The sequence below is a fragment of the Serratia sp. 2C06 genome (genome assembly GCF_050037615.1).
GTDB lineage: Bacteria > Pseudomonadota > Gammaproteobacteria > Enterobacterales > Enterobacteriaceae > Serratia > Serratia ureilytica.
Genome location: NZ_CP188299.1, coordinates 4871911 through 4889789 on the forward strand (window position 1 = coordinate 4871911; position 17879 = coordinate 4889789).

The 17879-nt window shown below is 59.2% G+C and carries 16 protein-coding genes; 7 read left to right on the forward strand and 9 right to left on the reverse strand.

The window, feature by feature from the left end; all coding sequences use genetic code 11:
- Positions 1 to 274: 274 nt before the first annotated feature.
- A complete protein-coding gene (locus ACP3TA_RS23815; RefSeq protein WP_160204477.1) occupies positions 275 to 1774 on the forward strand; it encodes a glycosyl hydrolase family 18 protein in 1500 nt (499 codons plus the stop codon).
- A gap of 85 nt (positions 1775 to 1859) precedes the next feature.
- Here ACP3TA_RS23815 and ACP3TA_RS23820 read toward each other — a convergent pair whose 3' ends face one another.
- Positions 1860 to 2801 (reverse strand): LysR family transcriptional regulator, encoded by a 942-nt coding sequence (locus ACP3TA_RS23820; RefSeq protein WP_025303805.1) that lies wholly within the window; start codon positions 2799 to 2801, stop codon positions 1860 to 1862.
- Positions 2802 to 3205: 404 nt separating this feature from the next.
- Here ACP3TA_RS23820 and ACP3TA_RS23825 point away from each other — a divergent pair, with 404 nt between their 5' ends.
- The gene (locus ACP3TA_RS23825) at positions 3206 to 3799 is read left to right on the forward strand and encodes a lytic polysaccharide monooxygenase (RefSeq protein WP_033643984.1); all 594 of its coding nucleotides are present in this window, start codon (positions 3206 to 3208) and stop codon (positions 3797 to 3799) included.
- 66 nt (positions 3800 to 3865) lie between these two features.
- Here ACP3TA_RS23825 and ACP3TA_RS23830 read toward each other — a convergent pair whose 3' ends face one another.
- The 6 genes from ACP3TA_RS23830 to ACP3TA_RS23855 all read right to left on the reverse strand — a co-directional run bounded on the left by ACP3TA_RS23830 (position 3866) and on the right by ACP3TA_RS23855 (position 9868).
- The gene (locus ACP3TA_RS23830) at positions 3866 to 4828 is read right to left on the reverse strand and encodes a sugar-binding transcriptional regulator (RefSeq protein ID WP_004936575.1); all 963 of its coding nucleotides are present in this window, start codon (positions 4826 to 4828) and stop codon (positions 3866 to 3868) included.
- Positions 4829 to 4923: 95 nt separating this feature from the next.
- Positions 4924 to 5580, reverse strand: a complete 657-nt coding sequence (gene dhaL / locus ACP3TA_RS23835) for a dihydroxyacetone kinase subunit DhaL (protein ID WP_033643985.1) — start codon at positions 5578 to 5580, stop codon at positions 4924 to 4926.
- 3 nt (positions 5581 to 5583) lie between these two features.
- Positions 5584 to 6585, reverse strand: coding sequence for a dihydroxyacetone kinase subunit DhaK (locus tag ACP3TA_RS23840; protein WP_060660386.1), 1002 nt, complete (start codon positions 6583 to 6585; stop codon positions 5584 to 5586).
- A gap of 29 nt (positions 6586 to 6614) precedes the next feature.
- Entirely contained in the window at positions 6615 to 7385 is a 771-nt protein-coding gene (locus tag ACP3TA_RS23845) for an SDR family oxidoreductase (protein WP_050594438.1), read from the reverse strand.
- A 35-nt stretch (positions 7386 to 7420) separates the two neighbouring features.
- On the reverse strand, positions 7421 to 8689 hold the full coding sequence (locus tag ACP3TA_RS23850) for an MFS transporter (protein ID WP_033643986.1): 1269 nt from the start codon (positions 8687 to 8689) through the stop codon (positions 7421 to 7423).
- A 66-nt stretch (positions 8690 to 8755) separates the two neighbouring features.
- Positions 8756 to 9868 carry an MDR/zinc-dependent alcohol dehydrogenase-like family protein gene (locus tag ACP3TA_RS23855; protein WP_033643987.1) on the reverse strand — a complete coding sequence of 371 codons (1113 nt, stop codon included), beginning with the start codon at positions 9866 to 9868 and terminating at the stop codon, positions 8756 to 8758.
- Positions 9869 to 10186: 318 nt separating this feature from the next.
- On the opposite strand from ACP3TA_RS23855, the gene rpiB reads away from it, so the two are divergent.
- From rpiB to tkt, 3 genes are all read left to right on the forward strand, one after another.
- Positions 10187 to 10645: a ribose 5-phosphate isomerase B gene (rpiB, locus tag ACP3TA_RS23860; RefSeq protein WP_069100661.1), complete on the forward strand. Its 459-nt coding sequence runs from the start codon at positions 10187 to 10189 to the stop codon at positions 10643 to 10645.
- Between the two features lie 193 nt (positions 10646 to 10838).
- On the forward strand, positions 10839 to 11789 hold the full coding sequence (tal, locus tag ACP3TA_RS23865; RefSeq protein ID WP_016926754.1) for a transaldolase: 951 nt from the start codon (positions 10839 to 10841) through the stop codon (positions 11787 to 11789).
- A gap of 18 nt (positions 11790 to 11807) precedes the next feature.
- Complete coding sequence (tkt, locus tag ACP3TA_RS23870; protein ID WP_142075863.1) at positions 11808 to 13802, forward strand: transketolase; 1995 nt, start codon at positions 11808 to 11810, stop codon at positions 13800 to 13802.
- Between the two features lie 50 nt (positions 13803 to 13852).
- Here tkt and nudK read toward each other — a convergent pair whose 3' ends face one another.
- Complete coding sequence (gene nudK / locus ACP3TA_RS23875; protein ID WP_096242475.1) at positions 13853 to 14428, reverse strand: GDP-mannose pyrophosphatase NudK; 576 nt, start codon at positions 14426 to 14428, stop codon at positions 13853 to 13855.
- 387 nt (positions 14429 to 14815) lie between these two features.
- On the opposite strand from nudK, the gene narQ reads away from it, so the two are divergent.
- Positions 14816 to 16492 carry a nitrate/nitrite two-component system sensor histidine kinase NarQ gene (gene narQ, locus ACP3TA_RS23880; RefSeq protein WP_069100427.1) on the forward strand — a complete coding sequence of 559 codons (1677 nt, stop codon included), beginning with the start codon at positions 14816 to 14818 and terminating at the stop codon, positions 16490 to 16492.
- A 161-nt stretch (positions 16493 to 16653) separates the two neighbouring features.
- Complete coding sequence (locus tag ACP3TA_RS23885; protein WP_033643992.1) at positions 16654 to 17286, forward strand: response regulator; 633 nt, start codon at positions 16654 to 16656, stop codon at positions 17284 to 17286.
- Positions 17287 to 17317: 31 nt separating this feature from the next.
- On the opposite strand, the gene ACP3TA_RS23890 is transcribed toward ACP3TA_RS23885, so the two are convergent.
- Positions 17318 to 17596: a winged helix-turn-helix domain-containing protein gene (locus ACP3TA_RS23890; protein ID WP_004941750.1), complete on the reverse strand. Its 279-nt coding sequence runs from the start codon at positions 17594 to 17596 to the stop codon at positions 17318 to 17320.
- Positions 17597 to 17879: the final 283 nt, after the last annotated feature.

Here is a 17879-nt window from a genome sequence, read left to right on the forward strand (position 1 = left end):
TTTTAATTAAATGCCAATCACGGCCGGTGGGACATCGGATACTCAGAATCTAGTTAAGGATGCTATTACAAAGCAAATGAATAAATACAGGCCCTATGGTCGAATTAATTCATGCTGAATGCTGGCACAACACATAAACGCCAAGGCAGGCGGCAGTGAATAAAAAATTCATTCTTATCGTGATTTGTTTCGACTGTTATTTCCGCGAAAAATAAACATTAATGGCAACGGGAAATATTTCCCCATCGAAAAACATCCACTCTGGAGAAATGCCATGTCCACACGTAAAGCCGTTATTGGGTATTATTTTATTCCGACCAACCAAATCAATAATTACACCGAGACCGATACGTCTGTCGTGCCGTTCCCGGTTTCCAACATCACGCCGGCCAAAGCCAAGCAGCTGACGCACATTAACTTCTCGTTCCTGGATATCAACAGCAATCTGGAATGCGCCTGGGATCCGGCCACCAACGACGCCAAGGCGCGCGATGTGGTCAACCGTCTGACCGCGCTCAAAGCGCACAACCCCAGCCTGCGCATCATGTTCTCCATCGGCGGCTGGTACTACTCCAACGATCTGGGCGTGTCGCACGCCAACTACGTCAACGCGGTGAAAACCCCAGCGTCGCGCGCCAAGTTCGCCCAATCCTGCGTGCGCATCATGAAGGATTACGGCTTCGACGGCGTGGACATCGACTGGGAGTACCCGCAAGCCTCGGAAGTGGACGGTTTCATCGCCGCGCTGCAGGAGATCCGCACCCTGCTGAACCAGCAAACCATCGCCGACGGCCGCCAGGCGTTGCCGTACCAGTTGACCATCGCCGGCGCCGGCGGCGCCTTCTTCCTGTCGCGCTATTACAGCAAGCTGGCGCAGATCGTCGCGCCGCTCGATTACATCAACCTGATGACCTACGATCTGGCTGGCCCCTGGGAGAAGGTAACCAACCACCAGGCGGCACTGTTCGGCGATGCGGCCGGGCCGACCTTCTACAATGCGCTGCGCGAAGCCAACCTGGGCTGGAGCTGGGAAGAACTGACCCGCGCCTTCCCCAGCCCGTTCAGCCTGACGGTCGACGCCGCGGTGCAGCAACACCTGATGATGGAAGGCGTGCCGAGCGCCAAAATCGTGATGGGCGTGCCCTTCTACGGCCGCGCCTTCAAGGGCGTCAGCGGCGGCAACAGCGGGCAATACAGCAGCCACAGCACGCCGGGCGAAGATCCGTACCCGAACACCGATTACTGGCTGGTGGGCTGCGAAGAGTGCGTGCGCGACAAGGATCCGCGCATCGCCTCCTATCGCCAGCTGGAGCAGATGCTGCTGGGCAACTACGGCTATCAGCGGCTGTGGAACGACAAGACCAAAACGCCTTACCTGTATCATGCGCAGAAAGGGCTGTTCGTCACCTATGACGATGCCGAGAGCTTCAAATACAAAGCGAAATACATCAAGCAGCAGCAGTTGGGCGGCGTGATGTTCTGGCATCTGGGGCAAGACAACCGCAACGGCGATCTGCTGGCCTCGCTGGATCGCTATTTCAACGCCGCGGACTACGACGACAGCCAGCTGGATATGGGCACCGGGCTGCGCTACACCGGCGTCGGCCCCGGCAACCTGCCGATCATGACCGCGCCGGCTTATGTGCCGGGCACCACTTACGCGCAGGGCGCGCTGGTGTCCTACCAGGGTTACGTCTGGCAAACCAAATGGGGTTACATCACCTCGGCGCCCGGTTCTGACGGCGCCTGGCTGAAGGTGGGCCGCGTGGCGTAAGCCGTAAAAAAACCCCGTAGCCGAATGCTGCGGGGTTTTCATTGAGTTAACCGTTTGATTTTCGCGTCCCTTCGTCTCTATTCCTTCAGTTGTGGCACCAAGGATAACCGCCATCCCGCACCACTTCGCGGCCCATCAGGCTGTAGACATCGCTTTTGCGCGTCAGCCGCTCATGCCACCAGTTAAACCCGGCGCCCTTGCTGGCCGGGTGCCACGCCAGCCAAATCATTTCGTCGCCCTTTTGCATCTCCACCGGCACCGTCACCAGTTCGCCGCTGGCCAATTCCTTTTCGATCAAAGCAGGCGGCAGAAAAGCGTGGCCGATGCCGCGTTTGAGCAGCGCCAGGTTGCTTTCCACGTCGCATACCACCAACTGACGCTGCAAGGGCAGCGTGCCGTGATTACGCTTGGGCAGCTCATGGCTGCTGTCGGCGATCACCACCACGATGTCGTTCAACCGCTGTTTCTTGCACACCGGCTTTCTCTGCGCCGCGAACGGGTGCGAAGGCGACACGCACAGCACAAAGTTGAGCTTGCCGAGCATCAGGGTTTTAGCCTGCACGCTGTCGGGAATTTGGCCGATGGCGATGATCAGATCCGCCCGGTTGTTCTTCAGCGCATCCCAGGTGCCGTTCAACGCTTCTCGCTGCACCGAGATACTGGCGTTCGGGCAATGCTGAATATAGTCGCGGATATCCTGCGTCAGGGTTTCCAACGGGAAGAAGGTGTCTACCGCCAGGCGGATATTATTGTCCAGCTTGGGGATGTTGCGCACCCGGCTTTCCAGATCCTGCACCGCATTTAATATCCAGCTGCCTTCCTGCAGGAGAAATTCCCCTTCATCCGTCAGGGTAATCATGGGGCCATTGCGATGAAAAAGTTTCACGCAGAGTTTGCTTTCAATATTGGAAACCCGATAAGAGATCGCCGAAGGCGTTTTATGCAGCGCCTCCGCCGCCATAGAGAAAGAACCGGTGCTCTTGATGGTGCTGATTATTTTAATCGCGTCCAGGGATAATCTAGTCATACAAATTCCTCTTTAAAATAAAATAAGAAAAATGACACTAAATTCCCAAGGTGGTGGCGCACAAAAATCGATCAAATCGAACAAAGGTACTCATAGCAACAAGCAATATACTTCATAAATGAGAGCGCTATCTTAAATACTATTCATCACGACCTGATATAAAATTCATCATAGCGCCCTACTTTTACACAGCGACAGTTAAATAAATTCAGCCTAACGATCAAAGATCGTCATCATAATAATTTTCGTTAATAGCCGTTAAAACATTCCGCTCTATCGCACGACCAGAATGATAAAAATAAAACAAGCCGACAAGAAGGGTTATTTCTAATTGCGTTATTAATCTCTCATTTTGTCGGTGAAATACGCTCAACTTACAACATAATTTCAGTCAGGAGTGACTTATGAACAAAACTTCCCGTACCCTGCTCTCTCTGGGCCTGCTGAGCGCGGCCATGTTCGGCGTTTCGCAACAGGCGAATGCTCACGGTTATGTCGAGTCGCCGGCCAGCCGCGCCTACCAGTGCAAACTGCAGCTCAACACCCAGTGCGGCAGCGTGCAGTACGAACCGCAGAGCGTCGAGGGCCTGAAAGGCTTCCCGCAGGCCGGCCCGGTTGACGGCCATATCGCCAGCGCCAACAAGTCCACCTTCTTCGAACTGGATCAGCAAACGCCGACGCGCTGGAACAAGCTCAACCTGAAAACCGGCCCGAACTCCTTTACCTGGAAGCTGACCGCGCGTCACAGCACCACCAGCTGGCGCTATTTCATCACCAAGCCGAACTGGGACGCTTCTCAACCGCTGACCCGCGCTTCCTTTGACCTGACGCCGTTCTGCCAGTTCAACGACGGCGGCGCCATCCCTGCCGCGCAGGTCACCCACCAGTGCAACATACCGGCAGATCGCAGCGGTTCGCACGTGATCCTTGCCGTGTGGGACATAGCCGACACCGCCAACGCCTTCTATCAGGCGATTGACGTCAACCTCAGCCACTGATCCGTCAAAAGGGGGATGTCTCTGGAGGGTTCAGCCTGGCGCTGAACCCTTTTTTTGCGGGTGTCGCTATTGCGACATGTTGAGGATAGTGCGCACATTGAGCGCGCTGGTGGCGATAATGTCGATGGCGCCGGTGCGCAACGCGCCCAAAATCGCCAGCGCCTTGGTATTCTCGGAGGCAATGGCGATCACACACGGAATTTTGCGCAGCTCATCAATGCTCAGCCCAATCACACGGTCATTCATCACCGTATCGACATGCTGCCCCTGGGCATTGAAAAAGTCATAGCCGGCGATGTCGCCGATCACGCCCTGATTAAGGCTGGCGTCGATAATCTCGTGCGGCGTAAACCACCCCAATTTCACCATATAACTGTTTTCATTCATGTCGCCAATGCCGACTAACGCCACATCGGCCTTACGCGCGCGATCCAACGTTTCCTTGATCGTGCCGTTCTGCATGAAGGCGTCTTTCAGCGCGCGATTTTCGACGTAGGCCGGCGCATAGAGCGTCTCGCTGCTGCCGCCGAACTTCTTCGCCAGACGCCGGCTGATATGGTCGGCGTTGATCGCATCGCCCGGACGGTGGGTGCCGCCGATGCCGCAGATGAACTTGCAGTTGCGCTCCGTCACGCTGCCGACGTGATCGGCGATCGCCGCCACGTTGCGTCCCTGCCCGACCGCCAACACCATATCGTCTTTCAGCGACATCGCCAGGTAGTTGGACACCAGCGCCGCCACTTGCCGACGCTGTTCCTCTTCGTCCTGATGATCGAGCGCGATCAGCGCGCGGCTGATGGGAAAACGTTCCATCATCTGCTGTTCCAGCCGGGTGCTGAACACCGGGTGATAACGCACGTTGATCTCGACGATGCCTTCTTCCTTGGCGCGCTTGAGCAAACGACCGACTTTGATCCGTGAGATGCCGAACTTTTTGGCGATCTCTTCCTGCGTGATCTCATCCTGATAATAAGCAACGGCGATTTCGGTCAGCAGTTCGTTATCCTGGGACACAGTTTGTTTTTCCATCCGTTAGACGTTTCCCCACGGCAGGCCGGTTAATCATGGCGGAGGGACGATACACGCCCCTCCGACAATGCTGAATGCCCGCTAGTATAACGCGTTCAGGCGGCAACGGTATTCAGTCGTTGCTCCACCTCGTCCGCCAATCGGGTCAAGAGCAGGCAGCAAGATACCGCGCCGGCGTCCAGTACGCCGCGCGAACGCTCGCCCAGACGGCTGGCGCGGCCGATTTTCGCCACCAGCTCGCGCGTGGAATCGCGCCCGCGCGCCGCGGCGATCCTCATCTGTTCCAGCGCAGCGGCGAAGTCGTCACCGCGCCCCGCCGCCTGCTCAAACGCTGCTACCGCCGGTATCAGCGTATCCATCAGACACTTGTCCCCCACGCCCGCGCTGCTGATGTCCTGCAGTTCGCGCAAACCGCCGTGCAACATCGCCAAAAATGCCTGCTTATCCAGCACGCTGCGCTCGCGCACGCTCTCCGCCATGCCCATGAACAGGCTGCCGTACAGCGGCCCCATCGAACCGCCGATGCCCTCCATCAGCGCATCGGAAACCGCATCGAACGCCTGCGCCAACGTGAGCTCGCGGCCGCGAATGGCATCGCCGCACATCGCGAATCCCTTCGACATGTTAATGCCGTGGTCGCCGTCGCCGATGGCGCCGTCGATTTCGCTCAGGTATTCGCGGTTGCTGACAATGGTTTCTATCAGCCCCGTAACGATCTCACTGCCGTACCGGGTTGAAATTTGTTCCGTCATGATTCACTCCACCTGGGTTAAGCCTAAAGATTGCGCCGGCATGTCCAGCAGCGTTTTCAGTTCGTCATCCAGCGTCATCAGCGTCAGCGTCACGCCCATCATTTCCAGCGACGTGAAGTAATTGCCGACGTAGCGCCGATGCACCCGCACGCCTTTCGCCGTCAACCGACGCTCTATTTCGGCATAATAGATATACAGCTCCATCACCGGCGTGGCGCCAAGCCCGGAGATCAGCAACGCCACCTCATGCCCCTGTTCCAGCGGCATGTCGTTGAGCACGAAATCGAGCATGGTGCCGGCCATCGCCGACGCCGACTGGATCGGCGACACCTCAATGCCCGGTTCGCCGTGATGGCCAATGCCGATCTCCATCTTGCCGTCTTCGATATGAAAATTGGGTTTGCCGACCGCGGGAATGGTGCAGGAACTGAGGCCGACGCCGATCGAACGACACCGGTCGATGGCTTTTTGCGCCGCGCCGATCACGCCGTCCAGATCGTATCCCTTGGCCGCCGCCGCCGCGCCGACCTTCCACATCAGAATTTCTCCGGCCACGCCGCGCCGTTTATCGATCTCACTGGCCGGCGCCGAGGCGACGTCATCGTTGGCCACCACGGTTTTCACCCGTATGCCGGCCGCCGTGGCCTTCTTGATCGCCATCTTGACGTTCATGTTGTCGCCGGCGTAGTTGCCGTACAGGCAAGCGACGCCCGCACCGCTGTCCGCCGCCTTGAACGCGTCGAGAAAAGCCCCCGCCGTAGGCGATGAAAAAATCTCGCCAATTGCGACGGCATCCAGCATGTTTTTGCCGACATACCCCAGAAACGCCGGCTCATGGCCGGAACCGCCGCCGGTGACGATGCCCACTTTGCCGGCGATCGGCGCCGGCGGATATTTCAACACCCGCGCATTGTCGGTGGCGGCGTAATAGTCCGGGTGGGCCAGCCTATAGCCCTGAATGGCGTCTTCCACTACGTGATCGGGATCGTTAATGATTCTGTTCATCGCGGCCTCTCTGTCGCCTGAATAAGAAATTATTGAATGGTGTAACCGCCGTCGACCACCAGGTTGGCGCCGGTGATCATCGCCGCCGCGTCACCGGCCAAAAACAGGGCGCTGGCGGCGATATCTTGCGGCTCGGCGAAGCGCCGCAGCGGGATTTTCTGCTTCATCTGCTCAGCCACCTCGCCAGACCAGGCCTTACGGCCCAGCTCCGTCAAAACGACGGTGGGTGAAATGGCGTTGACCCGCACGTTGTGCGGCCCCCACTCCAGCGCCAGCACCTGAGTCAACCCGATCACGCCCGCTTTGCTGGCGCAATAGGCCAGGTGATTCGGCAATGCCACCACCCCGGCCTGCGAGGCGAGATTGATGATGCTGCCGCCGCGCTGACTAATGAAACGGCGCCCTACCGCCTGGCAGGTGAGAAACACGCCTTTCAGATTGACCGCCAGGGTTGCATCCCACGCCGCTTCCGGCAGTTCCTCAGCGGGATGCAGCGCGACGATGCCGGCGCTGTTGACCAGCACGTCCAGCTGCCCGAAATGCGCCTCACTCTGCGCCACCGCCCGCTCCACCGACGCGGCATCGGTGACGTCGGCCACGACGCCCACCGCCGCCTCGGCGTCCAGCTGTCGCGCCACTTCAGCAACCTGCGGCGCACGATCGAGCAGCGCCACGCGCGCGCCGTTTTGCAGATAGCGTTCGGCGATAGCGAGGCCGATCCCCGCAGCGCCGCCTGTAATCAGCGCCACCTTGCCCTGCAGCGAGAGCTCGCGCGGCGCCGTAGTTTGATGATTAATCATATATTTCCCCTTAAAACTGTGAACTTCACCCTCGGTCAGGATATTTTCGCCAAACTCGCGCCGCGTTCTTCCTGCGCCATCGCGCTTTCCTTCGGCAGCGTGACAAATTTCATCAGCACGCCGCTGAACAGGTACAAACCGGTAAAGATCCAGATCACGCCAACGGTGCCGAGACTGCCGATAAACAGCCCCACCACCGCCGGGCCGACAAAGGTGCTCAGGCCGGCGCCCAGATTGAGAATCGACATCGCCGCGCCCTTATTGTCCGGCGCCAGCGACGGCATGATGGCCGACAGCGGCACGAACGCCGCCAGGCAGGCGCCGAACAAACCGGCGGCGCAAACGGTCAGCAGGTAGTTGGCGCCGAAGAATTGCGGTACGTAGTAGAACATCAGCGTGGTCAAGGCGCAGCCGACGCAGCCGAACCACATCACCACATTGCGCCAGCCGAGACCGTCGCTGATCACGCCGAAAATCAGGTTGAAAATGATGTTGACCGTCCACAGCGCGGCGTACATCTGCAGCCAATGCGTGCGGGTGAATCCCATATCCATCATGTACATGGGCATGAATACGACGAAGCCGTATGCCGCGGAGGTATTAATGGTGCGCACGATGCCGCCCAGGCCAATCTTCGGGTTTTCAAACGCGATGGTGATGCCTTTCAAGACGTAACCCAGCGACGCCTTTTCACGGTTGCCGCTCTGTGCCGCGCCGTCGTCGCGATTGAGCATCAGCGCAATCACCGCGCCCAGCACGACGAAAATCAGCGCGCTCCACAGCGTGTGGATCTCGCCGAGATAAGGCAGCATGATGCTGGAATACAGCACGCCCAGCACGCTGAGCCCGCCGCTGTAGACGAACCAGAAAATCCCCACCGCCGACCCCAGCCTTTCCGGCGGCGCCTCATACGCCACCCACACCAGAAAACCGTAGGCGAACAACGGATAACCCAAGCCGCGCAGCGCATAGGTCGGCACCATGATCGCCAGGTTGTTGCTCGGCAGGCCGAACGTCAAAAAGCACACCGAACCGAACAGAAACAGCAGCAGGCCGGCCAACATCACCCGCCGGGCGGTAAAGATTTCCGCCAGCACGCCGGAAAACCAGGCGGCGATCGCGGCCGCAAAACCATAAACGCTGAACAGCAGCGCCGATTCCTGAATGCTCAGCCCCTTGCCGATCAAATAAGGCGACAGCCATCCTTGTTCCAGCCCTTCGCCCATCATGAACACCAACACGCCGGCATAGCCCAGCAGCAGTTTCGGTGACAGACCAATGCGATGAATCAGTCCATGCAACATAGAACACCCCAGCACATGTGATTATGGAGGCGCAGGCTCGCCCGCACCCGAAGAACGATGCAGGTTTCAGAGGTTTGGATTAAGCACCACTTTGATTGAACCGATGCCGCGCTTCATCAGCTCGAAGCCCTCGGCGAACTGTTCCAGCGGCAGCGTATGCGTCACCACGCCTTCGGTCGGCAGATCGCCATTGGCGATGCCTTCGATCACCAGCGGGTAGCAGTAAGGGCCGAGGTGCGAACCGAGCACGTCCAGCTCCTTGCGGTCGCTGATGATGCTCCAGTCGACGGTCACAGGATCCTTGAACACGGAAAATTCCACGAAGGTGCCGAGCTTGCGGATCAGCGTCAGGCCCTGTTCCACGGACTTTTGGGCGCCGGTCGCCTCGATGTAGATGTCGCAGCCGTAGCCGTCGGTCATCGCTTTAACCGCCGCGGGCACGTCGTCACGGGTCGGGTTCAGCGTCACATCCGCGCCGAAGCGCTTCGCCAGCGCCAGACGCTCGTCGGACAGATCCAGCACCACCAGCTTCGAGGGCCCGGACTTTTTGATCGCCCCGATCATGCCCAGCCCCAGGGTGCCGGCGCCGGCCAGCACCACGACATCGCCCAGTTTGATATTGGCGCGTTGCACCGCATGGAAGGAGCAAGCATAGGGTTCGATCAGAATGGCTTTTTCGATCGGCAGATCGGCCGGTACGTGATAGTTAATCGCCTCTTTGGTGAACTTCATGTACTCGGCCATGCCGCCATTGACGTTTTTCTGGAAACCGTACAGGTCATGCTTTTCGCACATCCAATACTGGCCGCGGTTGCAGAAGCGGCATTGCCAACAGGGAACGATCTGTTCTGATATCACCCGATCGCCGAGATTGAAGCCCTCGACGCCTTCGCCGTATCCCACCACGTGGCCGATAAACTCATGACCGGGGATCATCGGCGCCTTGATGTATGCCGGTTGTTTTTCATCGCCCCAGAAGCTGGGCGCCCCTTCGAACGCTTTAACATCGCCGGCGCAGATGCCGCAGGCCTCGATCTTCACCAGGATCTCTTTCGGGCCGATCTTCGGTACCGGCACCTGTTCCAGGCGGTAATCTTTCGGGGCGTACGCCACAACCGCCTTCATGATCTCGGGGATACCGTCCGCCATTTTCGCCTCTGTCATGCAGGTCTGACACATAGCACTCTCCTCTGGTAGGGTGACTCTTTATGATCAATAATACAAACAAAGAACAAATGAACACTAACGTCACGCGTTCAATTTGCCCACAGAGAACTTGCCAAACTGTGATATCGCTCAAAAACCCGTCTGCATGAGGATAAATAACGATTAAAACCTCTTTTTTAGTGACGGTCGTCACCTTTTAAAGGGAGGAACAGAAAAATCAGGCAAAAAACAAAAGAACATCAATTGAACATTTGATTAAACAGGGATACGGTAATGAACGTGGCGCCACCGAGGATCGCCGCCCTTTTCGTTACCAATCAGGAGACCGCTATGCTGCCTATCGCCATCGGCGCCGACGATGCCGCCATTGAACTGAAGGATCTGATCGTCGCCCACCTGCAACGACGGGACATGCCCGTCATTGACTACACGACGGATCGCACCGCAGAAACGGGGATCTATCCCGATATCGCCTATCGCGTCGCGCAGGCGATACGGGAGGAAAAACATCGGCGGGGGATCCTGCTGTGCGGCACCGGCATCGGTATGAGCATCGTGGCCAATAAAGTGCCCGGCATTCGCGCGGCGCAATGTCACGATACCTACTCCGCCCAACGGGCGCGCAAAAGCAATGATGCGCAGATCATCACGCTGGGCGCGCGGGTCATCGGCGCCGAACTGGCGAAAACCATCGTCGATGCCTGGCTGGAATCGGAGTTTGAAGGGGGAGGTTCGGCGCCGAAAGTCGAGCGGATCGGCTATTACGAAAACGCGGTCGGTCGGCGTTAAACCGCCTGCAGTCTCGATGGCGGTCGCGCGCAAGCCGCGCTCCGCCTGGGTTTATTCGTCATTCATTGTTATTATCCATCGCAACAATCAGAAAAAGCGCATTTTCATTCTCGATCCGATGATGCAGTGTGTTCCCCCTATGATGAAAAAGGTTCTCATTTCCCTACGTTGAGCTTGGTCAAGGAGCTTATCAATGAATCAATTAGACGCACTCAAGCAGCTGACCACGGTGGTCGCCGACAGCGGCGATATCGAATCCATCCGCCAGTTCGAACCCCAGGACGCCACCACCAACCCTTCGCTGATCCTGAAAGCCGCCGCGCTGCCGCAGTACAAAGCGCTGATCACCGAAGCGCTGGAGTATGCCCGCCGCCAGGGCGGCAGCAAGGAAACCCAGCTGATCAACGCCAGCGATAAACTGGCAGTCAACATCGGCGTCGAGATCCTCAAAAGCGTGCCGGGCCGCATCTCCACCGAAGTGGACGCCCGCCTGTCGTTCGACCGCGGCATGTGCGTCGCCAAAGCGCGCAAACTGATCGGCATGTATCAGGAACAGGGCATCGACAAATCGCGCATCCTGATCAAGCTGGCTTCCACCTGGGAAGGCATCAAAGCCGCCGAAGAGCTGGAAAAAGAAGGCATCAACACCAACCTGACGCTGCTGTTCTCCTTCGCTCAGGCCCGCGCCTGCGCCGAAGCCGGCGTGTATCTGATCTCGCCGTTCGTCGGCCGCATCTATGACTGGTACCAGGCTAAACAGCCTGCCGCCGACTACGACGCCGATCAGGATCCGGGCGTGAAATCGGTGCGCACCATCTATGAATACTACAAGCGTCATCGTTACCAGACGGTGATCATGGGCGCCAGCTTCCGCAAAGTTGAGCAGATCCTGGCGCTGGCCGGCTGCGATCGCCTGACCATCGCGCCGAACCTGCTGGAGCAGCTGAAAAACAGCGAGCAGCCGGTCGAACGCAAGCTGACCCCTTCGACCGAGGGCTTCCACCAACCTGCCCCGCTGGCCGAAGCGGAGTTCCGCTGGCTGCACAATCAGGACGCCATGGCGGTGGAAAAACTCGCCGAAGGCATCCGCCTGTTCGCCGTCGACCAGCAGAAGCTGGAAGACATGTTGGCCGCTCAACTGTAATCGCACTGGAGTTTCGTTATGTCTTCTCGTAAAGAGCTTGCCAACGCCATCCGCGCACTCAGCATGGACGCCGTACAAAAAGCAAATTCCGGCCACCCGGGGGCCCCTATGGGCATGGCGGACATCGCCGAAGTCCTGTGGCGCGACTACCTCAACCACAACCCGACTAACCCGCACTGGGCTGACCGCGACCGTTTCGTGCTCTCCAACGGCCACGGCTCCATGTTGATTTACAGCCTCCTGCACCTCACCGGCTACGACCTGCCGATGCGCGAGCTGGAAAACTTCCGTCAGCTCCATTCCAAAACCCCGGGCCACCCGGAGTACGGTTACACCCCGGGCGTTGAGACCACCACCGGCCCGCTGGGCCAGGGTATCGCCAACGCCGTCGGCTTCGCCATCGCCGAACGCACCCTGGCGGCGCAGTTCAACCGCCCTGGTCACGACATCGTCGACCACCACACCTACGCCTTCATGGGCGACGGCTGCATGATGGAAGGCATCTCGCACGAAGTCTGCTCCCTGGCCGGCACCCTCAAGCTCGGCAAGCTGACCGCCTTCTACGATGACAACGGCATCTCCATCGACGGTCACGTCGACGGCTGGTTCACCGACGACACCGCCCTGCGTTTCGAAGCCTACGGCTGGCACGTGGTGCGCAACGTCGACGGCCACAACCCGGACGCCATCAAGGCCGCGATTGAAGCAGCCCGCAAGGTGACCGACAAGCCATCGCTGTTGATGTGCAAGACCGTTATCGGCTTCGGTTCGCCGAACAAGGCCGGCACCCATGACGTGCACGGCGCTGCGCTGGGCGCCGCCGAAGTGGCCGCCACCCGCGAGCGGCTTGGCTGGAAATACGCCGCCTTTGAAATCCCGCAGGACATCTACGCCCAGTGGGACGCCAAAGAAGCCGGTCAGGCTAAAGAAGCGGCCTGGAACGACAAGTTCGCCGCCTACGCCAAAGCTTTCCCGGAGCAGGCTGCCGAGTTCAAGCGCCGCATGAACGGCGAGCTGCCGGCTGACTGGAAAGCCGACGCCAAAGCGTTCGTGGAAAAACTGCAGGCCAACCCGGCCAACATCGCCAGCCGCAAGGCGTCGCAGAACGCGCTGGAAGCGTTCGGCAAGGTGCTGCCGGAGTTCCTGGGCGGCTCCGCCGACCTGGCGCCGAGCAACCTGACCATGTGGTCCGGTTCGAAAGCGCTGAACGTTGACCCGGCGGGCAACTACATTCATTACGGCGTGCGCGAGTTCGGCATGACCGCCATCACCAACGGCATCGCGCTGCACGGCGGCTTCCTGCCGTACTCGGCGACCTTCCTGATGTTCGTGGAATACGCCCGCAACGCGGTGCGCATGGCGGCGCTGATGAAGCTGCGCAACGTGTTCGTCTACACCCACGACTCCATCGGTCTGGGCGAAGACGGCCCGACCCACCAGCCGGTGGAGCAGCTGGCGAGCCTGCGTGTGACCCCGAACATGAGCACCTGGCGTCCGTGTGACCAGGTGGAATCGGCGGTGGCGTGGCAGTACGGCATCGAGCGCAACGACGGCCCGACCACGCTGGTGTTCTCGCGCCAGAACCTGACCCAGCAGCCGCGCACCGCAGAGCAGCTGGCGAACGTGTACCGCGGCGGCTACGTGCTGAAAGACTGTGCGGGCACGCCGGACGTCATCCTGATTGCCACCGGCTCCGAAGTGGGCATCACGGTGGAGGCGGCGGACAAACTGACCGCGGCGGGCCGCAAGGTGCGCGTGGTGTCGATGCCGTCGACCGACGCGTTCGACAAGCAGGATGCGGCGTACCGCGAGTCGGTGCTGCCGGCAGCGGTAACGGCGCGCGTGGCGGTGGAAGCGGGTATCGCGGACTACTGGTACAAGTACGTGGGCCTGAACGGCGCTATCGTGGGCATGACCACCTTCGGTGAGTCGGCGCCGGCGGAGCAGCTGTTCGCCGAGTTCGGCTTCACCGTGGACAACGTGGTGGCCAAGGCGCAGGCGCTGCTGAAGTAAGCCGCCGGGTGCAAGCCGATAAAAAAGCCGGTCATCATGACCGGCTTTTTTTATTCCATCACCCGATGAATCTGCAAATACTGCAGCAACATGATGGTTTTGCCGTCTTTAATCCGGCCATCGGCGATCATCGCCACCGCGTCGCGAAACGGCAGTTCGATCACCTCAATATCTTCATCTTCAATGCCGCCGCCGGCCGCGCGCCGCTCATTGTCATGGTATTCGGCGATAAAGAAGTGCACGATTTCGGTCACGCCGCCCGGCGACATGTACGCTTCGAAGATTTTCTTCACCTCGCTGACCTGAAAACCGGTCTCCTCCACCGCTTCGCGGCGCGCGCACTGCTCCGGAGAGTCGGCGTCCAGCAAGCCGGCGCAGGCCTCGAGCAGCATGCCGCTCTCGTTGCCGTTGACATAGGTCGGCATGCGGAACTGGTTGGTCAGCACCACCGTGCCTTTGGCGCGGTTATACAGCAAAATGGTGGCGCCGTTGCCGCGATCGTAGACCTCGCGCACCTGTTGCACCGAACCGCCGTTTTTGCGTTTCAGATCGAACGTGTACTTGTGCAGCACATACCAGTTGTCCGACAGCAGCTCTTTCTTCACATTCTCAATTTTCGACGACATAACCCTTTTCCCTTGCGTGACAACGTGAAGATCATACCGCGATTAGGTCGCGCCGCGGCAGACGATTTGCAACAAAAATCACACCGCGCCCCGCCGGACAAGCCGGGACTTAACATTGCTTAAAATAATGAAAAATAAGTCGCGCTCAGGCGCATGAGATTGCATAAAACCCAGTGCGATTCGCCCCCCAAAGACAAATCGTCAGAGGAAACCGGCCCGCCGCTGAAAATCGACGGGTGTTTCGCTATTCATTTGATTACACAACCACAATTGTTCCCGTTTTGTTGACAACTTGATACAAATCGCGGTGCATTTTAGTTGCAAAAGTTATAGTTTTGCTTTCGAATGAAACTGGCGACGCGCCCTACCTGAGAGAAGGATCCTTGATTGCTTGTTAAACGTTCCGTGACCGGCAGCCTGGCCAAAGCGCTGTTCGGCATCGTGATACTGTCGGTGCTCGCCACCGGGTTGGCGTTGACCACCGTCGCCGGCAGCCAGAGCGATGCAGAAGCGATCAATATCGCCGGTTCGCTGCGCATGCAAAGCTACCGGTTGGCCTTCGATCTCGACCAACAGAGCCCAGAACTGGAGCTGCACCTGCAGCAATACCGGCAGTCATTGCAGGCGCCGGCGCTGCAAAAACTGGCGCGCTTCTACGTACCGGCCGAGGTGCGCAACCATTACCTGGCGCTGCAACAGGCGTGGCAAACGATGGAGCGGCAGATCCGCAACGGGCAGGCGATCGCCTATCGGGCGGAGGTCGCCGGCCATGTCAATCGCGTTGACCATTTCGTGTCCGCCCTGCAGCGCTATTCCGAACTGAAACTGACCCTGGTGGCCGCCGTCAGCGTGCTGGGTTACGCCGCCATCATCGGTCTGGTGCTGTTTTGCATTCGTTTTATGCGCCGCCAGGTGGTCACCCCGCTGCAACATCTGGTCGACGCCAGCCAGCGCGTGCAACAAGGGGATTTTCACCACCCACAGTTGGACGTGACGTTGCCGAACGAGCTCGGCGTGCTGTCGCAAACCTTCAGCGCCATGTCGGACGAACTGGCCCGGCTCTATCAGTCGCTGGAGCTGAAGGTACAGGAAAAAACCCAACGTCTGCAGCAGGCCAATGAAACGCTTGAGGTGCTGTATCGCTGCTCGCAGGCGCTGAGCGTGCGCCAGCTCGATCAGCAGGCGTTCGAAAATGTGCTGCGCATCGTGCGCCAAAGCGAACGGCTGCGCTGCATCCAGCTGAACGTAGCGGACGGCCAGGGCCAGTGGCGGCTGAGCGAAGGGGAAGCGGCGCCGACGCAGGCCTGGAACGCGCTGCCGATCACCCAGGGCGACAAGCCGCTGGGCGAGTTGCGCTGGCAGCCCGAGGCGCACCCGCCGCATCCTCACCTGATGCAGAGCCTGGCCAATATGTTGGGCCGCGGCGTTTACTTCAACCGGGCACAAAAGCAGCACCAATATCTGCTGTTGATGGAAGAGCGTGCGACCATCGCCCGCGAGCTGCACGATTCGCTGGCGCAGACGCTGTCGTTCCTGCGCATCCAGCTGACACTGCTGCGGCGCAGCGCCGCCGATCCGGCGGCGCAGACCATTATCGACGATTTCGATCGCACGCTGGCCGATGCCTATCGCCAGTTGAGAGAGCTGCTGGCCACCTTCCGCCTCAACATTCAGGAGGCGGATCTGAACGCCGCGCTGGAGCAGCTGTTGCAGCCATTAAAAGCGCTAACCCCCGCGCGGATTCAGTTACACTGTCGGCTGTCTTCGCAGGCGCTCAACGCCCAGCAGCAGGTGCACGCGTTGCAGATCGTGCGCGAGGCGGTGCTCAATGCCGTCAAGCACGCTGGGGCAGACGAGATTACGGTGTGTTGCGAGGTCAACGCCGCAGGCGACAACGTTTTCAGCATTACCGACGACGGTTGCGGCATCGCCAGTCTGGAGGAACCGGAAGGGCATTATGGTTTGACCATCATGAGCGAACGCGCGGCGCGATTGGGAGGAACGCTGCACATTCAGCGCAGAAGCGGCGGCGGCACGGCGGTTTGCCTGACATTCTCGCCCTGACCTTGCGGCTGTTCATTCTGCGTTACGGTTGCCGCCGGGCGGAAGGCCGTCCGGGGAGGTTTACGGCGCTGATTGCCGCTATTTTTGAAGAGACAGTCCCACTGTGAAGCACGCCGCAGGGCGCGTTTGAGTGGCTTTACTTGCTACAGGGAGCATATTTCATGGTGATGAAGCAATACCGAGTCATGATCGTTGACGATCATCCGTTGATGCGGCGCGGCATCAAACAACTGCTGGGACTGGATGCGCGATTTAGCGTGGTGGCGGAGGCCGGCAACGGCAGCGAGGCGGTTGCGCTGGCGCTGCAGCACGCCCCGGACGTGATCTTGTTGGATCTGAACATGAAGGGCATGTCCGGGCTGGACACGCTGCGGGCCCTGCGCGACGAAGGCGTGGACGCGCGCATCATCGTGCTGACGGTCTCCGACGCGCGCAGCGATCTGTATGCGCTGATCGACGCCGGCGCCGACGGCTACCTGCTGAAAGACAGCGAGCCGGAACTGCTGCTGGAGCACATCGGCGCCGCCGCCGAGGGGCAGAACGTGATCAGCGACGCCATGGCCGACTATTTGCTGGCGCGCAGTGAGCAGCGCGATCCCTTTGCCGCCTTGACCGAACGTGAGCTGGATGTCTTGCAAGAGGTGGCGCGCGGCCTGTCCAACAAACAGGTAGCGGCGCAGCTGCATATCTCTGAAGAAACCGTGAAGGTGCACATCCGCAACATACTGCGCAAATTGGACGTGCGTTCTCGCGTGGCGGCGACGGTGATGTACCTGGAGCATAAAAGCCAATGAACGTCAGCCCCGGCAACTGCGCCGGGGCAGCTTACTCGATGGCGCTGAGCAGCGCCTGATGGTGCTGGTGCACCCAGCTCTTGTTGAACGGCCCCCAGCTTTCCAGCTGATAGAAACCGTCGTTGTTGCGCACGCCCTGCTGCACGAACTGCAGCTCGACGCCCATGCCGGGCAGCGCCTTCAGCACATCCTGCAACGTGCGGCGCGGCCAACCGGTCAACGCCATCAACCGCGGCACATTGGGCCGCTCACTGTGACTGATCAGCCAGCACAAATAAAGCCGACGGGCAAATACCGGGTTAATTCCCATGCCAAGCTCCTGCTGTAAGGTGAGTCCTGTTTATTTCCGGTTCCCTGCGCGCGAAAAAGGCACGCAAGGCCTTCGACAGTCATAAAAATGTCTTAATCGCGTCTCGTTGTCGGCAAACAAGCGCCAACGCCGTTTTACGCTACCGTTATTTACACTATCTCCTTTTTTTCTCCACGCTTTCCTCGGCTTTCCCGAGTACAGTGCAATAGCGCCGGGATCCCTCCCTGCCGCTGAAATGCATAATTCTGATGCGTTTTAAAGATAGAACAAGTCATAACGAGGT